General features: G+C 74.2%; 9 protein-coding genes and 1 tRNA gene. 4 read left to right on the top strand and 6 right to left on the bottom strand.

Annotated elements, in window-relative coordinates; all coding sequences use genetic code 11:
* Positions 1 to 280 precede the first annotated feature (280 nt).
* Positions 281 to 4,816 (top strand): cation-translocating P-type ATPase, encoded by a 4,536-nt coding sequence (locus AB0J08_RS32715; protein WP_360641489.1) that lies wholly within the window; start codon positions 281 to 283, stop codon positions 4,814 to 4,816.
* Positions 4,817 to 4,871: 55 nt separating this feature from the next.
* Here the strand turns inward: AB0J08_RS32715 and AB0J08_RS32710 are convergent, their stop codons facing one another.
* From AB0J08_RS32710 to AB0J08_RS32700, 3 genes are all read right to left on the bottom strand, one after another.
* Positions 4,872 to 5,522 carry an endonuclease gene (locus AB0J08_RS32710; RefSeq protein WP_360641488.1) on the bottom strand — a complete coding sequence of 217 codons (651 nt, stop codon included), beginning with the start codon at positions 5,520 to 5,522 and terminating at the stop codon, positions 4,872 to 4,874.
* Between the two features lie 81 nt (positions 5,523 to 5,603).
* Entirely contained in the window at positions 5,604 to 8,255 is a 2,652-nt protein-coding gene (locus tag AB0J08_RS32705) for a SpoIIE family protein phosphatase (protein WP_360641511.1), read from the bottom strand.
* A 396-nt stretch (positions 8,256 to 8,651) separates the two neighbouring features.
* Positions 8,652 to 9,275 carry a TetR/AcrR family transcriptional regulator C-terminal domain-containing protein gene (locus AB0J08_RS32700; RefSeq protein ID WP_360641487.1) on the bottom strand — a complete coding sequence of 208 codons (624 nt, stop codon included), beginning with the start codon at positions 9,273 to 9,275 and terminating at the stop codon, positions 8,652 to 8,654.
* 406 nt (positions 9,276 to 9,681) lie between these two features.
* Here AB0J08_RS32700 and AB0J08_RS32695 point away from each other — a divergent pair, with 406 nt between their 5' ends.
* On the top strand, positions 9,682 to 10,317 hold the full coding sequence (locus tag AB0J08_RS32695) for an HAD family acid phosphatase (RefSeq protein WP_360641486.1): 636 nt from the start codon (positions 9,682 to 9,684) through the stop codon (positions 10,315 to 10,317).
* 124 nt (positions 10,318 to 10,441) lie between these two features.
* Here AB0J08_RS32695 and AB0J08_RS32690 read toward each other — a convergent pair.
* The 3 genes from AB0J08_RS32690 to AB0J08_RS32680 form a co-directional block, all read right to left on the bottom strand.
* A tRNA-Ile gene (locus AB0J08_RS32690) sits at positions 10,442 to 10,515 on the bottom strand.
* A gap of 125 nt (positions 10,516 to 10,640) precedes the next feature.
* Positions 10,641 to 11,999 carry a carotenoid oxygenase family protein gene (locus tag AB0J08_RS32685; RefSeq protein WP_360641485.1) on the bottom strand — a complete coding sequence of 453 codons (1,359 nt, stop codon included), beginning with the start codon at positions 11,997 to 11,999 and terminating at the stop codon, positions 10,641 to 10,643.
* Positions 12,000 to 12,015: 16 nt separating this feature from the next.
* A complete protein-coding gene (locus AB0J08_RS32680) occupies positions 12,016 to 12,834 on the bottom strand; it encodes an SAM-dependent methyltransferase (protein ID WP_360641484.1) in 819 nt (272 codons plus the stop codon).
* Positions 12,835 to 13,037: 203 nt separating this feature from the next.
* Here AB0J08_RS32680 and AB0J08_RS32675 point away from each other — a divergent pair, with 203 nt between their 5' ends.
* Positions 13,038 to 14,216, top strand: a complete 1,179-nt coding sequence (locus tag AB0J08_RS32675; RefSeq protein WP_360641483.1) for a histidine kinase — start codon at positions 13,038 to 13,040, stop codon at positions 14,214 to 14,216.
* A gap of 114 nt (positions 14,217 to 14,330) precedes the next feature.
* On the top strand, positions 14,331 to 15,737 hold the full coding sequence (locus AB0J08_RS32670) for an aldehyde dehydrogenase family protein (RefSeq protein WP_360641482.1): 1,407 nt from the start codon (positions 14,331 to 14,333) through the stop codon (positions 15,735 to 15,737).
* Positions 15,738 to 15,778: the final 41 nt, after the last annotated feature.

Raw genomic sequence — 15,778 nt, 5'->3', positions numbered from 1 at the left:
GCGCCTCCCGCCGGTGGGGGCGTCGGTTCGCGCCGCCTTCAGGGCCGCAGGTCGTCCCGGAGGCGGCGGCGGGCCGCGGTGGGGGAGCGACCGCGCGGGGCCGGTCCGCGCCACGGGTCCGTTCGAGGAGGTGGTCGGCGGCGGGGTCGAGGAGGCGGTCGGGAGATTGTTCCGGTTCGTCCGAGGAAGTCCGGGTATGCGAGGCCTGAGGACGACAGACCCGAGGACGAGAGGCCTGAGGACGATGAGCCGGGCTTTCGACGGCCGTGTGGGGTGAGAGATGGCTCTTCGGTTGCTGACCCGGCTGCCCGCAGCCGGGCTGGGTCTCGCGGTGGGCGTGCCCGTCCTGGCGGCCCGGCGAATCCTCCCGGCCGCCGGCGCCGCAGCCCGGCTGGCGTCCGACGCCGCCGGAGCGAGCGCCCAGACCGCCGCGCGCGGCGCGGCGGCGCTCTCGTCGACAGCGGTACGGGTCGGCAGGGTCGGCCTCAATGCGGCGACCCCCGGCCAGGGCTACTGGCGTGCCGGATCCCGGGTCCAGCTCCCGCTGCGGCCGAGCCGGGGGTCGGCCGTGCGCGGCGTGGAGACCCGCGCCAGGCGGGTGGCGACCGCCCTGGCCCGGCGCCCGGACGTGCTCGCCGCCTACTGGGACGGCGGCCTGGCCCGGCTGGTGGTGCAGATGACCCAGGACGCCGTCACCGACCGGGTCGTCGACCGGGCCACCGAACTGGCCGCCGGGCAGAAGCTGGAGCGCCCGGACGAGGACGTGCTGGAGCCGGTGCACCCCGGCCACACCGGCGGAATCCGCTCCGGGGCGCTCGCCCTGGCCTGCGACGCGGCAGGTGTCACCACCGCGGTCGCCGCGCGGGTGGTCCACCTCAGGAGCACGCCCCGCCTGGTCACCGCCGGAGTCACGCTGCTGCACGAGGACCCGCGGGTACGGACGGTGCTGCGGCGCCGGCTGGGCCGCTCGGCCACCGATCTGGTGCTGGCGGCGGCGAACGCGGCCGCCCACGGCATCGGGCAGTCGCCGACCGCGCTGGTGCTGGACGCCGCGCTGCGAACGAGCCGGCTGACGGAGGCCGTCGCCCGCGCCGCCGCCTTCGATGCCGCGCACGACACGGTCTGCGCGCCGCAGCGCCTCAGCCTGGCGGGCCGGGAGGTCGCCCGGCCGGCGATTCACCGATGTCCCGGCGAGGAGTACCGGGACCACGCGGTCACCGGCACCGTGCTGGGCGCGGCCGGGACGCTGCTGTTCACCCGTGACGTCCAGGAGGCGGCGGAGGCACTGCTGGCCGGGAACCCGAAGGCCGCCCGTTACGGTCCGGACGTCTTCACCGCTGCCTTCTGCGCCGAGCTGGCCCGCGAGGGGGTACTCGTCCGAAACCTCGACCGGCTGCGCCAGTTGGAACTCGTCGACACCGTCGTGCTGCATCCGGAGGCGCTGCGCAGCACCCGGCGTACGGTCCTGGACGTCCATCCGAACGTGGACGGCTGGGACCACGATCGGTTGTGGCAGGCCGCCACGACGGCGCTGGAGTCCGGCGAAGGGCTCGACCTGCGTCCGGTGCCCGACCAGGGCGAGTCCGAGACCGGACTGTCGGTGGCGGTGGAGCAGGGCAAGGAGATCGGCACCGTCCTGGTGGGCTGGGAGATCGACCCGCTCGCCGAGGCCGCGCTGGACGCGGCGCGCCGGGCCGGCCTGCACGTCGTGGTGCAGGATGACGGCTCGCTCGGTGACTTCGGTGCGCTGGCCGACGAACTCGTGGGCGCCGAAAGGCCGTTGGCCGAGGTGGTGCGGGATCTCCAGCGCGGCGGCCGGGTGGTCCTGACGGTGGCTCATGTCCCGTGCGGCCAGGCCACCGCGGAGCGGCAGCTGAGTCCTGGGAGCAGCGAGGTGCTGGCCGGTCTGCTGCGCAGCGACATCGCCGTCTCGCTCACCGACGACCGCAGCGCGGTGGTGTGGGGTGCGGACGTGCTGCTGCTGCGCGGGCTGGAAGGAGCATGGCGGCTGTTGGCGGCGATACCCGTCGCACGCACCGTCGGCGGGCACGCGAAGATCCTTGCCGAGGCGGGCGCGGCACTCGCCGGACTGCTGGTGGTGACCCGCGGCACCCGCTCGAAACGCCTCGCCTTCCCCCTCGGCTTCCGGCTCAGCCCGGTGAACGCGGCCGCTGCCGCTTCGCTCGTCTCCGGCTGGCGCGCCGCGCTGCGGATCGGCGCCGACCGTGCGCCGCATCCGCCGCCTCGGGTGCCCTGGCACGCCCTGCAGCCGCAGGAGGTGCTGGCCCGACTGCGGGACGGCGCGCGGGCCGCGGAGCCGGGCGTGCCGGCCCGCGCACGGCAGGCCGTGGGCAGGGCCGCGCGGCTCCCGGTCTTCGCCCCGGCACGCCTGACGGTCCGTCTGGGCGCCGCCGTGCGTGTCGAACTGAACGATCCGCTCACCCCGGTGCTGCTTGTCGGCGCGACCGCTTCCGCCCTGCTGGGCTCCCCCGTGGACGCCCTGATGGTGCTCGGCGCCATGGGCGTGAACGCCCTGGTCGGCGGAGTGCAGCGACTGCGGGCGGAGCGCGCCCTCTCCGGGCTGCAGCTGAGCCAGCGTCAACGAGCCCGCAAGGTCGTCGATGCGGACCGGGACGAGACGAGGGAGGTGGAGGCCGAACGGCTGCTGCCGGGAGAGGTGATCGAGCTCTACACCGGCGACGTGGTACCGGCCGATGCCCGGCTGCTGGTGGCCGACGACCTGGAGGTCGACGAGTCCTCGCTGACCGGCGAGTCGTTGCCGACCGGCAAGCAGGTGGACGCCACGCCGCAGGCGCCGGTGGCCGACCGTCGCTGCATGGTCTTCGAGGGCACCACCGTGGTCGCCGGCCACGGCCGGGCCGTGGTCGTGGGCACCGGCGACGAGACCGAGGCCGGCCGGGCCGCGCATCTCGCCTCGCGCACCCGCCCGGCGCCCGGCGTACAGGCCCGGCTGCACGAACTCACCAGCCGGATGCTGCCGTTCACGCTGCTCGGCGGCGCCGCCGTGACCGGCCTCTCCCTGCTGCGCGGCCGGCCGGTACGCGAGGCGGTCCGGGGTGGGCTGGCCGTCGCGGTGGCCGCCGTCCCGGAGGGCCTGCCGCTGGTCGCCACGGTCGCGCAGTCGGCCGCGACCCGTCGGCTCGGCCGGATCGGCATCCTGGTCCGCACCCCGCGCGCCCTGGAGGCGCTCGGCCGGATGGACACCGTCTGCTTCGACAAGACCGGCACCCTGACCGAGAACCGCCTGCACGTGGTGCGCGTCGCCACCGAGGACGGCACCGAACACCCGGCCAACACCGCCGAGGCGGCTCCGCTGCTCCAGGCCGCCGCGCTGACCGCCCGCACCCCCGACCGCGAGGCGGGCATCCACGCGCACTCCACCGACGAGGCGATCCTCGGGTCGACCCCGCCCGGATCACCGTGGACACCCGTCGAGGTGCAGCCCTTCGAGGCCAGCCGGGGGTACGCCGCCGCCGTCGGGACCGACCCGGAGGGCGCCGGGGTGCTGCTGGTCAAGGGCGCACCGGAGGTGGTCCTGCCCGCCTGCGCCGGCGACGCGGCCGACGACGCGGCCCGGTCGCTGGCCGACGACGGTTTGCGGGTGCTGGCGGTCGCGAGCCGTCGGCTCGCCGGCGGGGAGGAGCCCGCGGAGGCGCTGGGCGGGTCGCCGGAGGGCCTGGAACTGCTCGGATTCATCGGTCTGGCCGACACCCCGCGCCCGAGTTCGGGGCCGCTGGTGGCCGACCTCCGCGAGGCCGGCGTCCGACCCGTGATGCTCACCGGCGACCACCCGCAGACGGCCCGCGCGGTCGCCCTCCGACTCGGCTGGCCGCAGGACGTACAGATCGTCACCGGCGGCGAACTGGCCGCCCGGGACCGGGCAGGCCGGGCCCGCCTGCTGCGTGACTGCGGGGTGGTGGCCCGGGTCGCACCCGAACAGAAGCTGCACGTCATCGAGGCGCTCCAGGCGGACGGCCGGGTGGTGGCGATGGTCGGGGACGGTTCCAACGACGCGGCCGCCATCCGCGCCGCCGACATCGGGGTCGGCATCGCGGTACGAGGCTCGGCAGCGGCCCGCAACGCCGCCGATCTGGTGATCACCAGTGACGACCTGTCGATGCTGGTCGACGCGGTCGCCGAGGGGCGGGCGCTGTGGCGCAGCGTGGCAGACGCGATCAGCGTCCTGGTCGGCGGCAACGCCGGTGAGATCGGGTTCTCGGTGCTCGGTACGCTGCTGTCCGGTGGCTCGCCGCTGTCCACCCGCCAGATCCTGCTGGTCAACCTGCTGACCGACATGTTCCCGGCGATGGCGGTCTCGGTCACCCCGCGTGACGAGGCCGCGGAGGAAGGGCTGAACGGCGCGGCCGCCCTGGCCGACAGCGCACCGGTGGGCATCGCGGCACTCGGCGACCCGCTGACGCGGCAGATCACGAACCGCGGCATCGTCACCACGCTCGGCGCGAGCACGGCCTGGCTGATCGGTACGTTCACGCCCGGCTCGGCCCGGCGGACCAGCACGATGGCGCTGTGCGGGGTGGTCGGTGCCCAGCTCACCCAGACGGTGACGGGCCGGCGGCACAACCCCCTGGTGTTGCTGACCGTCCTCGGCTCTGCGGCGGTGCTGGTGGCGCTGATCGAGACGCCGCTGGTCAGCCAGTTCTTCGGCTGTACGCCGCTCGGCCCGGTGGCCTGGGCCGGGGTCGCCACCGCGATGGGCGTCGCCGCGCTGGGGCCCCGGCTGGTGCCGAGGATCGAGCAGCTCGCCCGGCGCGTCGGAGGGGCCCCGGAGCCCTGAGGGTCAGCCGGCCCCGATGGTCGGCTGACCGACGACGTTCAGCAGACCGGCGACGTCAGTCGGCCGCCGACGGCCCCTCGAGATCCTCGGCGGTCGTCCGGGAGAGTCCCGCCCGTACCAGGGCCGCTGCCAGCCGGGCGAGATCCTCCGGGGGCACCAGTTCCGCCAGCCCGCGCGGGGTGTGCGGCAGGCCGAGGGAGGTGGCGGCCCGGCGGGACCGTTCGTCGAAGTAGGGCCGGAGATCCGGCCAGACCGCCTGCACCTCCCGGCAGAAGATGTCGGCGCCCACCGGACCGATCCTGGGCACCTCCTGGAGCAGCTCCCGCAGCTTCCCCTGATCGCCGCCGGCCTCCTCGCGGAGCTTGCGCAGATCGCCGTGCCAGCGGTCGAGGACCAGCTCCGCACCGTCGCCCAGCGCGGTCGCGGTGCTCTCGTCGTACCGGACGTAGTGCGCGCGGCCCAGCGCGTCCACGCGGTCCTGCCAGCGCGAGTCCGCCATCGCCCGCGGTGTCCGCAGCCCCGCCCCGAACAGCTCCCGCCCGGCAGCGGTGGCGATGTCCGCCTTGATCCGGATCGAACAGAGGACGGTGAGGACCAGCAGCTGATAGAGCGGCGCGGGCTTGTCGCGCAGGGTGATGCCGGACTCGTCCGCGTAGGTCTGTCCGTACTCGCGCAGCAGCCGGTCGACCTTCTCGGCGGTGTCCACGGGGTGCCCCTTCCGGTCGGCGTTCGGGCTCTGCCGGGCGGCTGCCCACCAAGGCGGAGGCCAATCCGGGACGGGGCCGGACTACAGCAGCATCGCCTCGAACTGGACCGCGGGTGCGATCAGTGGTTGTTCGGACCAGATGACCTTGCCCCGGGCCGTGTACCTGGTGCCCCACCGTTCGGCCATCTGGGCGACCAGGAACAGGCCACGGCCTCCCTCGTCCGTGCTGGCGGCGTAGCGCAGGTGCGGGGCGGTGCTGCTGCCGTCGGAGACCTCGCAGACCAGGCTGGTGTCGCGCAGCATGCGGACCCGGACCGGCTGGGTGCCGTAGCGGACGGCGTTGGTGATCAGTTCGCTGAGGATCAGCTCGGTGGTGAAGGTGAGGTCCTCCAGACCCCATGCGGCCAGCTGGTCGGCGCACTCGGCGCGGGTGCGGGAGACGGCGGCGAAGTCGTCGGGCACGTCCCAGGTGGCGACCTGGTCGGGCTCGAACAGGCGGGTGCGGGCGACGAGGAGGGCGATGTCGTCGCTCGGGCGCGGCGGCACCAGCGCGTCGAACACCGCCCCGCAGGTCTCCTCGGCGGAGCGGTCGGCCCGGGGGCCGGTCAGTGCGGCGCGCAGGGCGGCGAGCCCGTGGTCCAGGTCGCGGTCCCGGGCCTCGACCAGCCCGTCGGTGTAGAGGACCAGTGTGGTGCCGGGGGCCAGCTGGAGTTCGGTGGTCTCGAAGGGCAGGCCGCCCACGCCGAGGGGTGGGCCGGCCGGCAGGTCGACGAGTTCCACGGTGCCGTCGGTGTGCACCAGTGCGGGCGGCGGGTGGCCGGCCCGTGCCATGGTGCAGTGTCCGGAGACCGGGTCGTAGATCGCGTACAGGCAGGTGGCGCCCGTGACAGCCGCTCCCTCGCCCCCGCTGTCGCCCCCGGTGTCGCCCTCTCCGGCGGCCTCGTCCTGGTCGAGGCGGGCGACCAGGTCGTCGAGGCGGGCGATCAGTTCGTCCGGGGGCAGGTCGAGGGCGGAGAAGTTGAGCACGGCGGTGCGCAGCCGGCCCATGGTGGCGGCGGCGTGCAGGCCGTGGCCGACGACGTCGCCGACGACGAGCGCCACCCGGAAGCCGGCCAGCGGGATGACGTCGAACCAGTCCCCGCCGACTCCCTGCCGCGCCGGCAGGTACCGGTAGGCGACGTCCAGGGCGCTCTGCTGGGGCAGGCCGCGGGGCAGCAGGCTGCGCTGGAGCGTCTCGGCCATCCGGTGCTCGCGGGTGTAGCGGCGGGCGTTGTCGACGGTGACCGCCGTGCGGGCGACCAGTTCCTCGGCGAAGGAGACGTCCTCCTGCCCGAACGGCTCGGACTCCCCGGCCCGCCAGAAGTTGACCATGCCCAGGATCAGGCCGCGTGCCCGCAGCGGCGCGGAGATCAGCGAGTGGATCCCGTACGCGAGCATCCGGTCGGCGGCCTCCGGGTCGCGCGCCCGCCAGTCGGGATCCTGGCTCAGGTCGACGGCGAGCGTGGCGTGCCCGCTCTCCAGGGCGGCCCCCTCCGGCGTGCCGGGGGGAAGGCTGATCTGCGCGCCCACGGGGTAGAGCGGCTGGTCGTCCCGGATGCCGCTGACGGCCGTGCGGCGGATCGGCGGGCCTGACGCGGTGCCGGCGCCGGGGAGCGGCTCGTCACCGCGCAGCACCGGGTCGGCCAGCTCGACCGTGGTGAAGTCCGCGAACCGGGGAACCGCCACGTCGGCCAGCTCCTGCGCGGTCCGCACGATGTCCAGGGTGGTGCCGACCCACAGCCCGGCGTCGTAGAGCAGTTGCAGCCGGGTCCGGTCCGCCTCGGCCTGCCCGGCCAGCGACTGCAGCTCGGTGGTGTCCCGGATGGTCGCGACGGTGCCGGGCCCCGCGCCGAACGGCGCGGTCGGACGGCTGTTGACGGCGAGCAGCCGGTCCCTGGCCCGGTGCACCTCGTCGGTGGCGGTCCGCCCGGACGCCAGCAGCTCGGCCAGGCCGGGGTTCAGCCCGAGCTCGGTGACCGGTCGCCCCTCCACCTCGGGCGGCAGTTCCAGCAACCGCCGGGCCTCGTCGTTCGCCAGCAGCACCCGGGCGTCCGCGTCGACGATCAGCACACCCTCGCGGACCGCGTGCAGCACCGCGTCGTGGTGCTCGTACATCCGGGTCATCTCGGACGGGCCCAGGCCGTGCGTCTGGCGCCGCAACCGCCGCCGGGCCAGCACCGCCCCGGCGGTGCCCGCGGCGAGCGCGGCGGCCGCCCCGCCGAGCAGGACCGGCAGCTGCCGGCTCACCGCGCTGCCCGTGTGCGCGACGGTGTAGCCCACCGACACCAGCCCGGCCACCGAACCGTCCGGCCGGTCGGCCGGCGCGGTGGTGTCCACCACCCGTCCGGCGGGGGTGGCGAAGCTGCTGGTGTACGGCCCCTGGAACGCCGCCCCGTACGCGCCCACGACATGGGTCCCGATCTCCCCGGGGTCGGGCGACGTGTAGGCGATCCCCTCGCGGCTGAAGATCACGACGTAGTCGAAGCCGCCGATCTTCCTGACGTCCTCGGCCAGCGGCTGCAGCACGGCCGACGGGTCGGCGCCGTCCAGGGCGGTCACCACCGTGGGGACCTGCGCCAGGGTGACCGCCGCGGCCCGCGTGCGCTGCGCGGCCGCACTCGTGCTGTTGCGCTGCGCCTGGAGGATGAGCGCCGTCAGCGCGGCGCCGATCAGCAGCACCACCACGATCAGCATCCACAGGAACACCTGCCCGGCGACGCTGCGCACCCTCAGCCAGGAGGGCAACCGACGCCATGGCGACCGGCTCTTCGCCGCTTCGCCCGTGGCCTCACCGCCGAGGGCCTGGCTGGTCTCTCGCCGCACTGGCTGGGCTCTCCCTGCGTCCGGGCCGTCCCGTACAACCGAGTCTTTCCTCACACGCTGCCACCTGGCCCGTGGAGGTGCACGTCCGAAGGCGCGCCGGTTCGGTCCCGGGCGTGCGCCCCACGCGCCGCGGTCGGACGGCGGCGGACCCGGTGTACGGCGGCGGACTCGGTGTACGGCGGCGGCTTCGACGTACGGCCTGGTGGGCGGCCAGGTCCTCGCGGCCGCAGGTCCGGTCGCCGGTCCGGCCGGGCCGCGGGCGGGACGTCAGCCGGTGCGGGCGGCCAGCAGGCTGTCGAGGGTTTCCTCGAAGCTGCGGATCAGTGCGGCGAGGCCGGTCTCGAAGGCCCGCTCGCGGAAGTCGTCCGGGGCGTCGAGCAGGGGTTCGAGCCCCGACGGGAGGGTCTCGGCCGTCCAGCCCGCATCCGCCGGGCGGCCGAGGTGGAGGGCCGAGCCGATCAGGAGGTACTCGAGGGACTGGACGACCGGGAGTACGCGGTCCTCCGGCCAGCCGGCCGCCCGCAGGACGGCGAACGCGCACGCGTACCCCCGCAGGGCGGCGGCGGACCGGGTCGGCCGGGAGGCCAGGAGCGGGACCGTGTGCGGATGGCGGGCGAGGGCGGCGCGGTACGAGCGGGCCCAGGCGTCCAGGGCGGCGGTCCACGGTCGGACGGCCGGGTCGAGATCCATCTCGGCGACGATGAGGTCGCTGATGCCGGCGACGATCTCGTCGCGGCTGGAGACGTAGTTGTAGAGCGACGGTCCCTTGACACCGAGCCGGGCCGCGATGCGGGTGGTCGAGAGCGCGTCGGCGCCCTCCTCGTCGACCAGGGCGAGGGCGGCCCGCATGATCCCGTCCCGGGTCAGCAGCGGCCGCGGCGGCCTGCCCATTGCTGTTCGTCCTCTCGCCGGCTGCTCGTTACCCCCGGGTATTGGCTCGCGCCGTTGACTAGTGTACGTTCTCGCCCAGGTAAAACTACTGGCTCTAGTTTTAGGGGGCGTCCGGTGGATGCGCGCCTGACACCCCTGCGGGCGCCGGGCCCGACCGGCGGGGCGCCCGCCCTCCGCGGTTACCGACCGGACGCCGCCCGGGCTCCTCCCACGGGGTCCGTGCCGGCCTTCGGTCTGGCATGCCCTTGACACTCTGGGGCTGGCCTGCGGGAGAAGGCCTGCCGTTCCCGCGGCGCCGCCGTCGGAGCCCCGCCGCCGGGCACGGCCCGTCGTCGCGACGCGTGCCGCCGATCGCCCCCACCGCCACACCGACCGACGACCCCCAGCGAAAGGCCACGTTCCCGATATGAGCATCAAGGCACGGCTCGTTGCCGCAGCGGCCCTGACGGCCGCGATCACCGCCGGTCTCGCCACCCCCGCGGTCGCGGCCCCGACGGCCCCGACGGCCCCGGCCGCTCCGGTGCAGGCCCCGGCCGCCGCCGCGAGCAGCGGCACGGTGACCGAGGCCCAGTGGCTGGCCGACGTGAGCGCCGCGATCGCGCCGGCCCGCGCGTACGTCGAGCAGCGCACGGCCGAGCCGGCGAACGAGAGGCCCGCGATCGTGTTCGACATCGACAACACGACGCTCGCGACGCACTTCCACCCGTTCACGATGTCGGGCATCGCGCCGGTGGTGGAGCTGGCGCAGTACGCCCACGCGCGGGGCGTCGCGATCATCTTCGTCACCGCGAGGGTGGACTTCATCGACGCGATCACCCGGCACAGCCTGACCGGGGCCGGCTACACCGTGGACGAGCTGCACGGGCGTGACCTGTGCGATCTGTTCAAGTCGGTCCAGCGGTACAAGACGGACGAGCGGATCGAGGTCGAGAACGAGGGCTACACGATCATCGCCAGTGTCGGCAACAACTGGACCGACCTGGCCGGCGGCCACGCCGAGCGGACCTTCAAGCTGCCGGACTACGACGGTCTGCTCTCCTGACCCACCCCACCGGGGCGGCCCGGCCGAGCCGGCACGGGCGGCACAGGTGGCCCGGGCACAGCAGGCACGGACAGGCCGACACAGACAAGTGAACCCCCGGACCGGGGTCCGGGGGTTCCATCGGTGGGCCTAACAGGACTTGAACCTGTGGCCTCTTCCTTATCAGGGAAGCGCTCTAACCGTCTGAGCTATAGGCCCGCGTCGATGTTGCCCGCCAACATTACCACCGCCGGCGCCGCGCCCGCGCCGACCGGCGGCCGGACCCCCGCGTACCCGGCCGGGAGCCCCGGTCGGGTACGCCGGGGCGTCCCCGCGGCCCGGCCTCACCTGCCCGGGTCGGGCAGCCAGTTGCCGTGGAATCCGTACGGGACGCGCTGCGGCAGATGGACGGTCGCCACCGGCGGGGCGCTCAGGTCCGAGGCGTCGATGATCACCAGGTCGCTGGTGGCGGTCGCGGCGTTGAAGACGTACGCCATCAGCCAGCCGTGGCCGCCCGGCCGGTCGTCGGACGGGGCGAAGGCCGCCTCGCTCGGGATGCGGCCAGGGCCGAAGGTGTGGCGGGCGACGGCTCCGGTGCGCAGGTCGTACCGGAGCAGGCCACCGGGCAGGTCCGCGTGGCGCGGGTGCGACGGGGCGATGACGGTGTGCGCGAAGCGCGCGTCCAGGGTCGCGAGCCGGTCGTCGATCCGGGGGAACTCCGTGATCTGGTCGTCGAGTTGTTCCTCGTGCACCGTGCCGGAGGCCAGGTCGACGGTCCACCGCCACAGCGTGGCGGACGGGTAGGCCTCGGAGCTGTCGGTGCGCCACAGCTCCGGGTAGCGGACGACGGTCAGGACGATCCGCCCCTCCGTCTCGCCCGGTCCGGGCTCGACGTCGTGGGCGTTGGAGACGTGGAACACGTAGCACGGATCGATCGTGAACCAGCGGATCGTGCCGTGCGGGTCGTCCCGGCGGAGCACGCCGAGCCGGGCGCCGTAGGCCTCGTCCCACTTGTAGGGCACCGCGTCGCCGGCGGCGATCCGGTCCAGGTCGAAGGCGACGGGCAGGTCCATGAACACGACGTGCCGGGAGGTGAGGCCGAAGTCGTGCATCATGGTCGGCCCCACGTCCTCGATGCCCCGGCTGACGACGAGGTTCCCGGCCGCGTCGGCCCGGTGGTAGGTGAGGTGGGGGGAGGAGAGCACCTCCGTCCCGAAGAAGTGCAGTTCACCGGTGGTCGGGCAGGTCTTGGGGTGCGCGGTCATCGCGGTGGTCAGCTTGCCGTCGAAGTCGTGCACGCCGACCGTGTTGAGGTCCGGGGTGAGCTGGTAGGGGAGCGCGGCCTCGGCCAGGGCCAGCAGCCGCCCGGCGTGCCGGACGACGTGGGTGTTGGCCACTCCGGCCGTCAGGTCGCGGCGGCCGGAGCTGTCGTAGAGCGGGGCGTCGTCGGTGAGCACGGAGGTGCGGACCCAGCGGTTGCGGAAGGCGGTGGCCCGACCGCCCTCCAGCCGGACGCCGTGCACCATGCCGTCGCCGAGGTACCAGTGGGCGGACTCCGCCTCGCACGGATTGGGCCCGTTGCGCAGGTACCAGCCGGTGAGTTCGGGCGGGATGGCACCGGTGACCGGCAGGTCGTGCCGGGTGAGCTCACGGGTGACCGGCGCGTAGTTGCCGGCGAGATGGGGCAACGAGGTGGTGGTCATCGGGGCGGCTGCCGGCTCAGCCGCGCCTGGTGGCGAAGAAGAAGAAGTTCCGGGGCATGCCCATGACCTCGCGCGGGATGGCCGGTCCCGGCCAGCGACCGAAGGAGGCTCCCGGGTGGCCGAGGACGAGGACCTCGGTCGGCTCCCAGCCGCCGGTGCTCAGGTACTCCTCCGGGTCGTCGGTGCCGAACAGCCAGGGGCTGCCGTCCTCCTCCAGGAGGACCAGGTTCCGCTTGGCCGCCTCGGCCTCGCTGACCAGGGTCTGGTAGCTGACCAGGTCGCCGGAGAGCACGTCGCCGGGGACGGCCACCTCGGCGATCCGGGCGAGCAGTGCCCGGGCGCCGTCCTCGGGCAGGTAGTAGAACAGGCCCTCGGCGATCCAGAGGGTCGGGGTGCCCGGGTCCCAGCCGGCCGCCTCCAGCGCCTTCGGCCAGTCCTCGCGCAGGTCGATGCCGACGGTGTGGCGCTCCACGGCGTGCCGGGCACCGAGCTCGGCCAGCCGCTGCTCCTTCCACGCGACCAGATCGGCGTGGTCGACCTCGTACAGCGTGGTCCCGGGAGCCCACGTCAGCCGGATCGATCGGGTGTCCAGCCCGGCCGCGAGGAAGACGACCTGACGGAACGACGGGTGACGGGCGATCACCTCGTCCAGGTAGCGGGTGCGCTCCGCGATGCAGGCCCGGACACCGACGTTGTCGTACCGGTCGCGCAGGGCGAAGCCCCTCTCGCCGGCGAGTCCGGCGGCGAGGTCGTCCACGAACAGGGCGTCCTCGAGCAGGGACTCGTCGGCCCGCACGGCGGCGGTCCACAGTGCGGTGTCGGAAACGGCTTCCATAACGGGCATGCTCCTTCGGCGGGGCAATGACAGATGTGCGCAGGTCAGGCCACGGGGCGATCCCCGGTCCGCGCCTTCAGTATTTGCCGAGCCGAGCGCGCGAGGTAACCCCTAACGGCCCCTATGTGCCATCCCCAGCCGATCGCGCCCGGGGCCCGGTCCGGCACCCGGCCGGACCGGGCGGGCGCGGTAGTCTGCCGGGCGTGGTGAGCGCAGAGTTGAACGGATCCGACCTCTGGCAGTGGCCCCTCGACCGGCCGCGCGACGAACCGCGGCAGTCGTGGACGGCCCGCCTGCGCGGCTGGATCGTGGTGATCGCCCTCGGAGTCCTGCTCGTCCAGCCCGCGACCCGGATGGGCCCGGACGCCTCCGGGCCGCGGATGGCGCTGCTGATCGCCGATCTCGCCGCCTACCTGGTCAGCTTCGTGCTGGTCTCGCGGATCGGGCCGCGCAGCTCTCGACCGGCCCGGGTCCTGATGATCGTCTGGCTGCTGCTGCTCGGCCTGGCGCTGCCGTTCCTGACCGGCGAGGGCGACTCCCTGGTCTACCTGGCCTTCGCGATCGTGGCCGCCGTGATGCTGCTGCCCGTCCAGGTGAGCCGGCTGGTCGGCCTGGGCAGTGCGCTGGCCCAGGTGGTGCTGACCCGGGTGCTGGACGGCGAGGTGCACTGGACGGGCACGACGCTGCTGGTGCTGCTCACCCTGTCGGTGTCGCTGATCTTCCTGCTGACCCGGGCGGTGGCTCAGCTCAAGGCCGCCCGGGAGGCGCTGGTGCATCAGGTGGTGGCGGACGAGCGGGCCCGGGTCGCCCGTGACCTGCACGACGTGCTCGGGCACTCGGTCGCGGTGATCACGGTCAAGAGCGGGCTGGCCCGGCGGATGCTGGAGACGGGTGCCGAGCCCGCCGCCGTGGCGGCGGAGGTCCGCGACATCGAGGAGCTCTCCCGGACGGCGCTCGGCGACATCCGCAGCACCGTGCTGGACACGCGCTCCTCCTCGCTGGACGACGAGCTGGCCAGTGCCCGGATGGCACTGCGCGCGGCCGGGATCGCGGAAACCCTGCCGGACAGCGGCGACGAGGTCCGGGCCGACCTGCGGGACGTCTTCGGCTACGTGCTGCGCGAGGGCGTCACCAACGTGATCAAGCACAGCGGCGCGCGCAGCTGCACGGTGCGCATCGGGCCGAACTGGCTGGAGATCCAGGACGACGGCCGGGGCGGACGGTTCGCGGTGGCCGGCAGCGGGTACGGGCTGCTGAGCCTCGGGGAACGGCTGCGGGCGGTGGGCGCGACGCTGGAGAGCAGCCGGGCGCGCGGCGGTTTCCGGCTCCGGGCCGAGGCGCCGGCCGAACCGGTGATCCCCCGGGCCGCCGCCGGGCACTGAGCCCGGGCGGCGCGGACCCGCGGTCCGGTACCCGTGACAAATGTCGTGGCGCGTACCGGCCGGGCCGGTGACGCTGGTCCGACCTGCGATTCGACGACCTCGGGAGACAGAGCGATGACCTCGTACACGATGACCATCGACGGGCGGAGTGCACCCGCCGCGGCTTCCTTCGGGGTGATCAACCCGGCCACCGGCGAGGTGTTCGCCCGGGCACCCGACTGTTCGGTGGAGCAGCTGAACGCCGCGTTCGTCGCCGCCGAGCGGGCCCAGCGCGGCTGGGGCAAGGACGAGGAGGCGCGCCGCAAGGCGCTGCACGCGGCCGGCGACCTGCTGTTCGCCAAGGCCCAGGAACTCGCCCAGGTGCTGACGGCGGAACAGGGCAAGCCGATCCAGGACGCGCTGTTCGAGATAGCCGGCGCCGGCATCTGGTTCAAGCACTTCGCCGACCTGCCGGTCCCGCGCGAGCTGATCCGCGACGACGACGCGGCCCGGGTCGAGGTGATCCGCCGCCCGATGGGCGTGGTCGCCGCCATCACACCGTGGAACTTTCCCCTGGTGCTGGCCACCTGGAAGCTGGCGCCGGCACTGCTGGGCGGCAACACGGTGGTCCTCAAGCCGTCCCCGTACACCCCGCTCACCACGCTGGCCGTCGGCGAGCTGCTGAGCGAGGTCCTCCCGCCCGGGGTGCTGAACGTGGTCAGCGGGCTCGACCCGCTGGGCGCCGCGATGACGGCGCACTCCGTCCCGCGCAAGATCAGTTTCACCGGGAGCATCGCCACCGGCAAGAAGGTCGCGGCCGCCGCGGCCGCCGACCTCAAGCGGATCACCCTGGAACTGGGCGGCAACGACCCGGCGATCGTGCTGGACGACGCCGACCCGGCCGTGGTCGCGCCGAAGCTGTTCAGCCGGGCGTTCCAGAACAACGGCCAGGTCTGCTCGGCGATCAAGCGCGTCTACGTCCCCGATCACCTGCACGACGATCTGGTCGAGGCGCTGGCCGCGACGGCGCGGGCGGCCAAGGTGGGCGACGGCACCCTGGACGGCGTCCAGCTCGGACCGATCAACAACCGGCCGCAGCTGGAGCGGGTCGGCGAGTTGGTCGCGGACGCCCTGGCCCGCGGCGGCCGGGCCGCCGCGGGCGGTGGCCCGATCGACGGGCCGGGCTACTTCTACCGCCCCACCGTGCTGACCGACGTCGAGGACGGCTTCCGGATCGTGGACGAGGAGCAGTTCGGCCCGGTGCTCCCCGTCGTCCGGTACCGGTCGGTGGACGAGGCCGTCGAGCGGGCCAACGGCACCCACTTCGGCCTGTGCGGCTCGGTCTGGGGCGCCGACGCCGACCGGGCGACCGAGGTCGCCGGCCGGCTGGAGTGCGGCACCGCGTGGATCAACACCCACCTGGACCTGCACCCGGGTCAGCCGTTCGGCGGGTTCAAGTGGAGCGGGGTGGGTGTCGAGAACGGCCCGTGGGGGTTGGAGAGCTTCACCGAGGTGCAGGTCGTGCATCGGGCGAAGGTCTGATGGTGTGGCGCCTCGGGCCTGGGGGGTGGGGTCCGGGGCGT

It is taken from the genome of Kitasatospora sp. NPDC050463, assembly GCF_040655255.1.
Classification (GTDB): Bacteria; Actinomycetota; Actinomycetes; order Streptomycetales; family Streptomycetaceae; genus Kitasatospora.
Note: the sequence above shows the minus strand (reverse complement) of the source record. Positions and strands in the feature narration are given on the sequence as shown.

What these genes read in the sequence shown, in the direction of transcription:
- AB0J08_RS32700 (WP_360641487.1), bottom strand. Translation starts at nt 9,275, where the DNA reads ATGGGCAGGCCGCCGCGGCCGCTGCTGACCCGGGACGGGATCATGCGG.
- AB0J08_RS32670 (WP_360641482.1), top strand. Translation starts at nt 14,331, where the DNA reads ATGACCTCGTACACGATGACCATCGACGGGCGGAGTGCACCCGCCGCG.
- AB0J08_RS32715 (WP_360641489.1), top strand. Translation starts at nt 281, where the DNA reads ATGGCTCTTCGGTTGCTGACCCGGCTGCCCGCAGCCGGGCTGGGTCTC.
- AB0J08_RS32705 (WP_360641511.1), bottom strand. Translation starts at nt 8,255, where the DNA reads ATGCTGATCGTGGTGGTGCTGCTGATCGGCGCCGCGCTGACGGCGCTC.
- AB0J08_RS32685 (WP_360641485.1), bottom strand. Translation starts at nt 11,999, where the DNA reads ATGACCACCACCTCGTTGCCCCATCTCGCCGGCAACTACGCGCCGGTC.
- AB0J08_RS32680 (WP_360641484.1), bottom strand. Translation starts at nt 12,834, where the DNA reads ATGGAAGCCGTTTCCGACACCGCACTGTGGACCGCCGCCGTGCGGGCC.
- AB0J08_RS32695 (WP_360641486.1), top strand. Translation starts at nt 9,682, where the DNA reads ATGAGCATCAAGGCACGGCTCGTTGCCGCAGCGGCCCTGACGGCCGCG.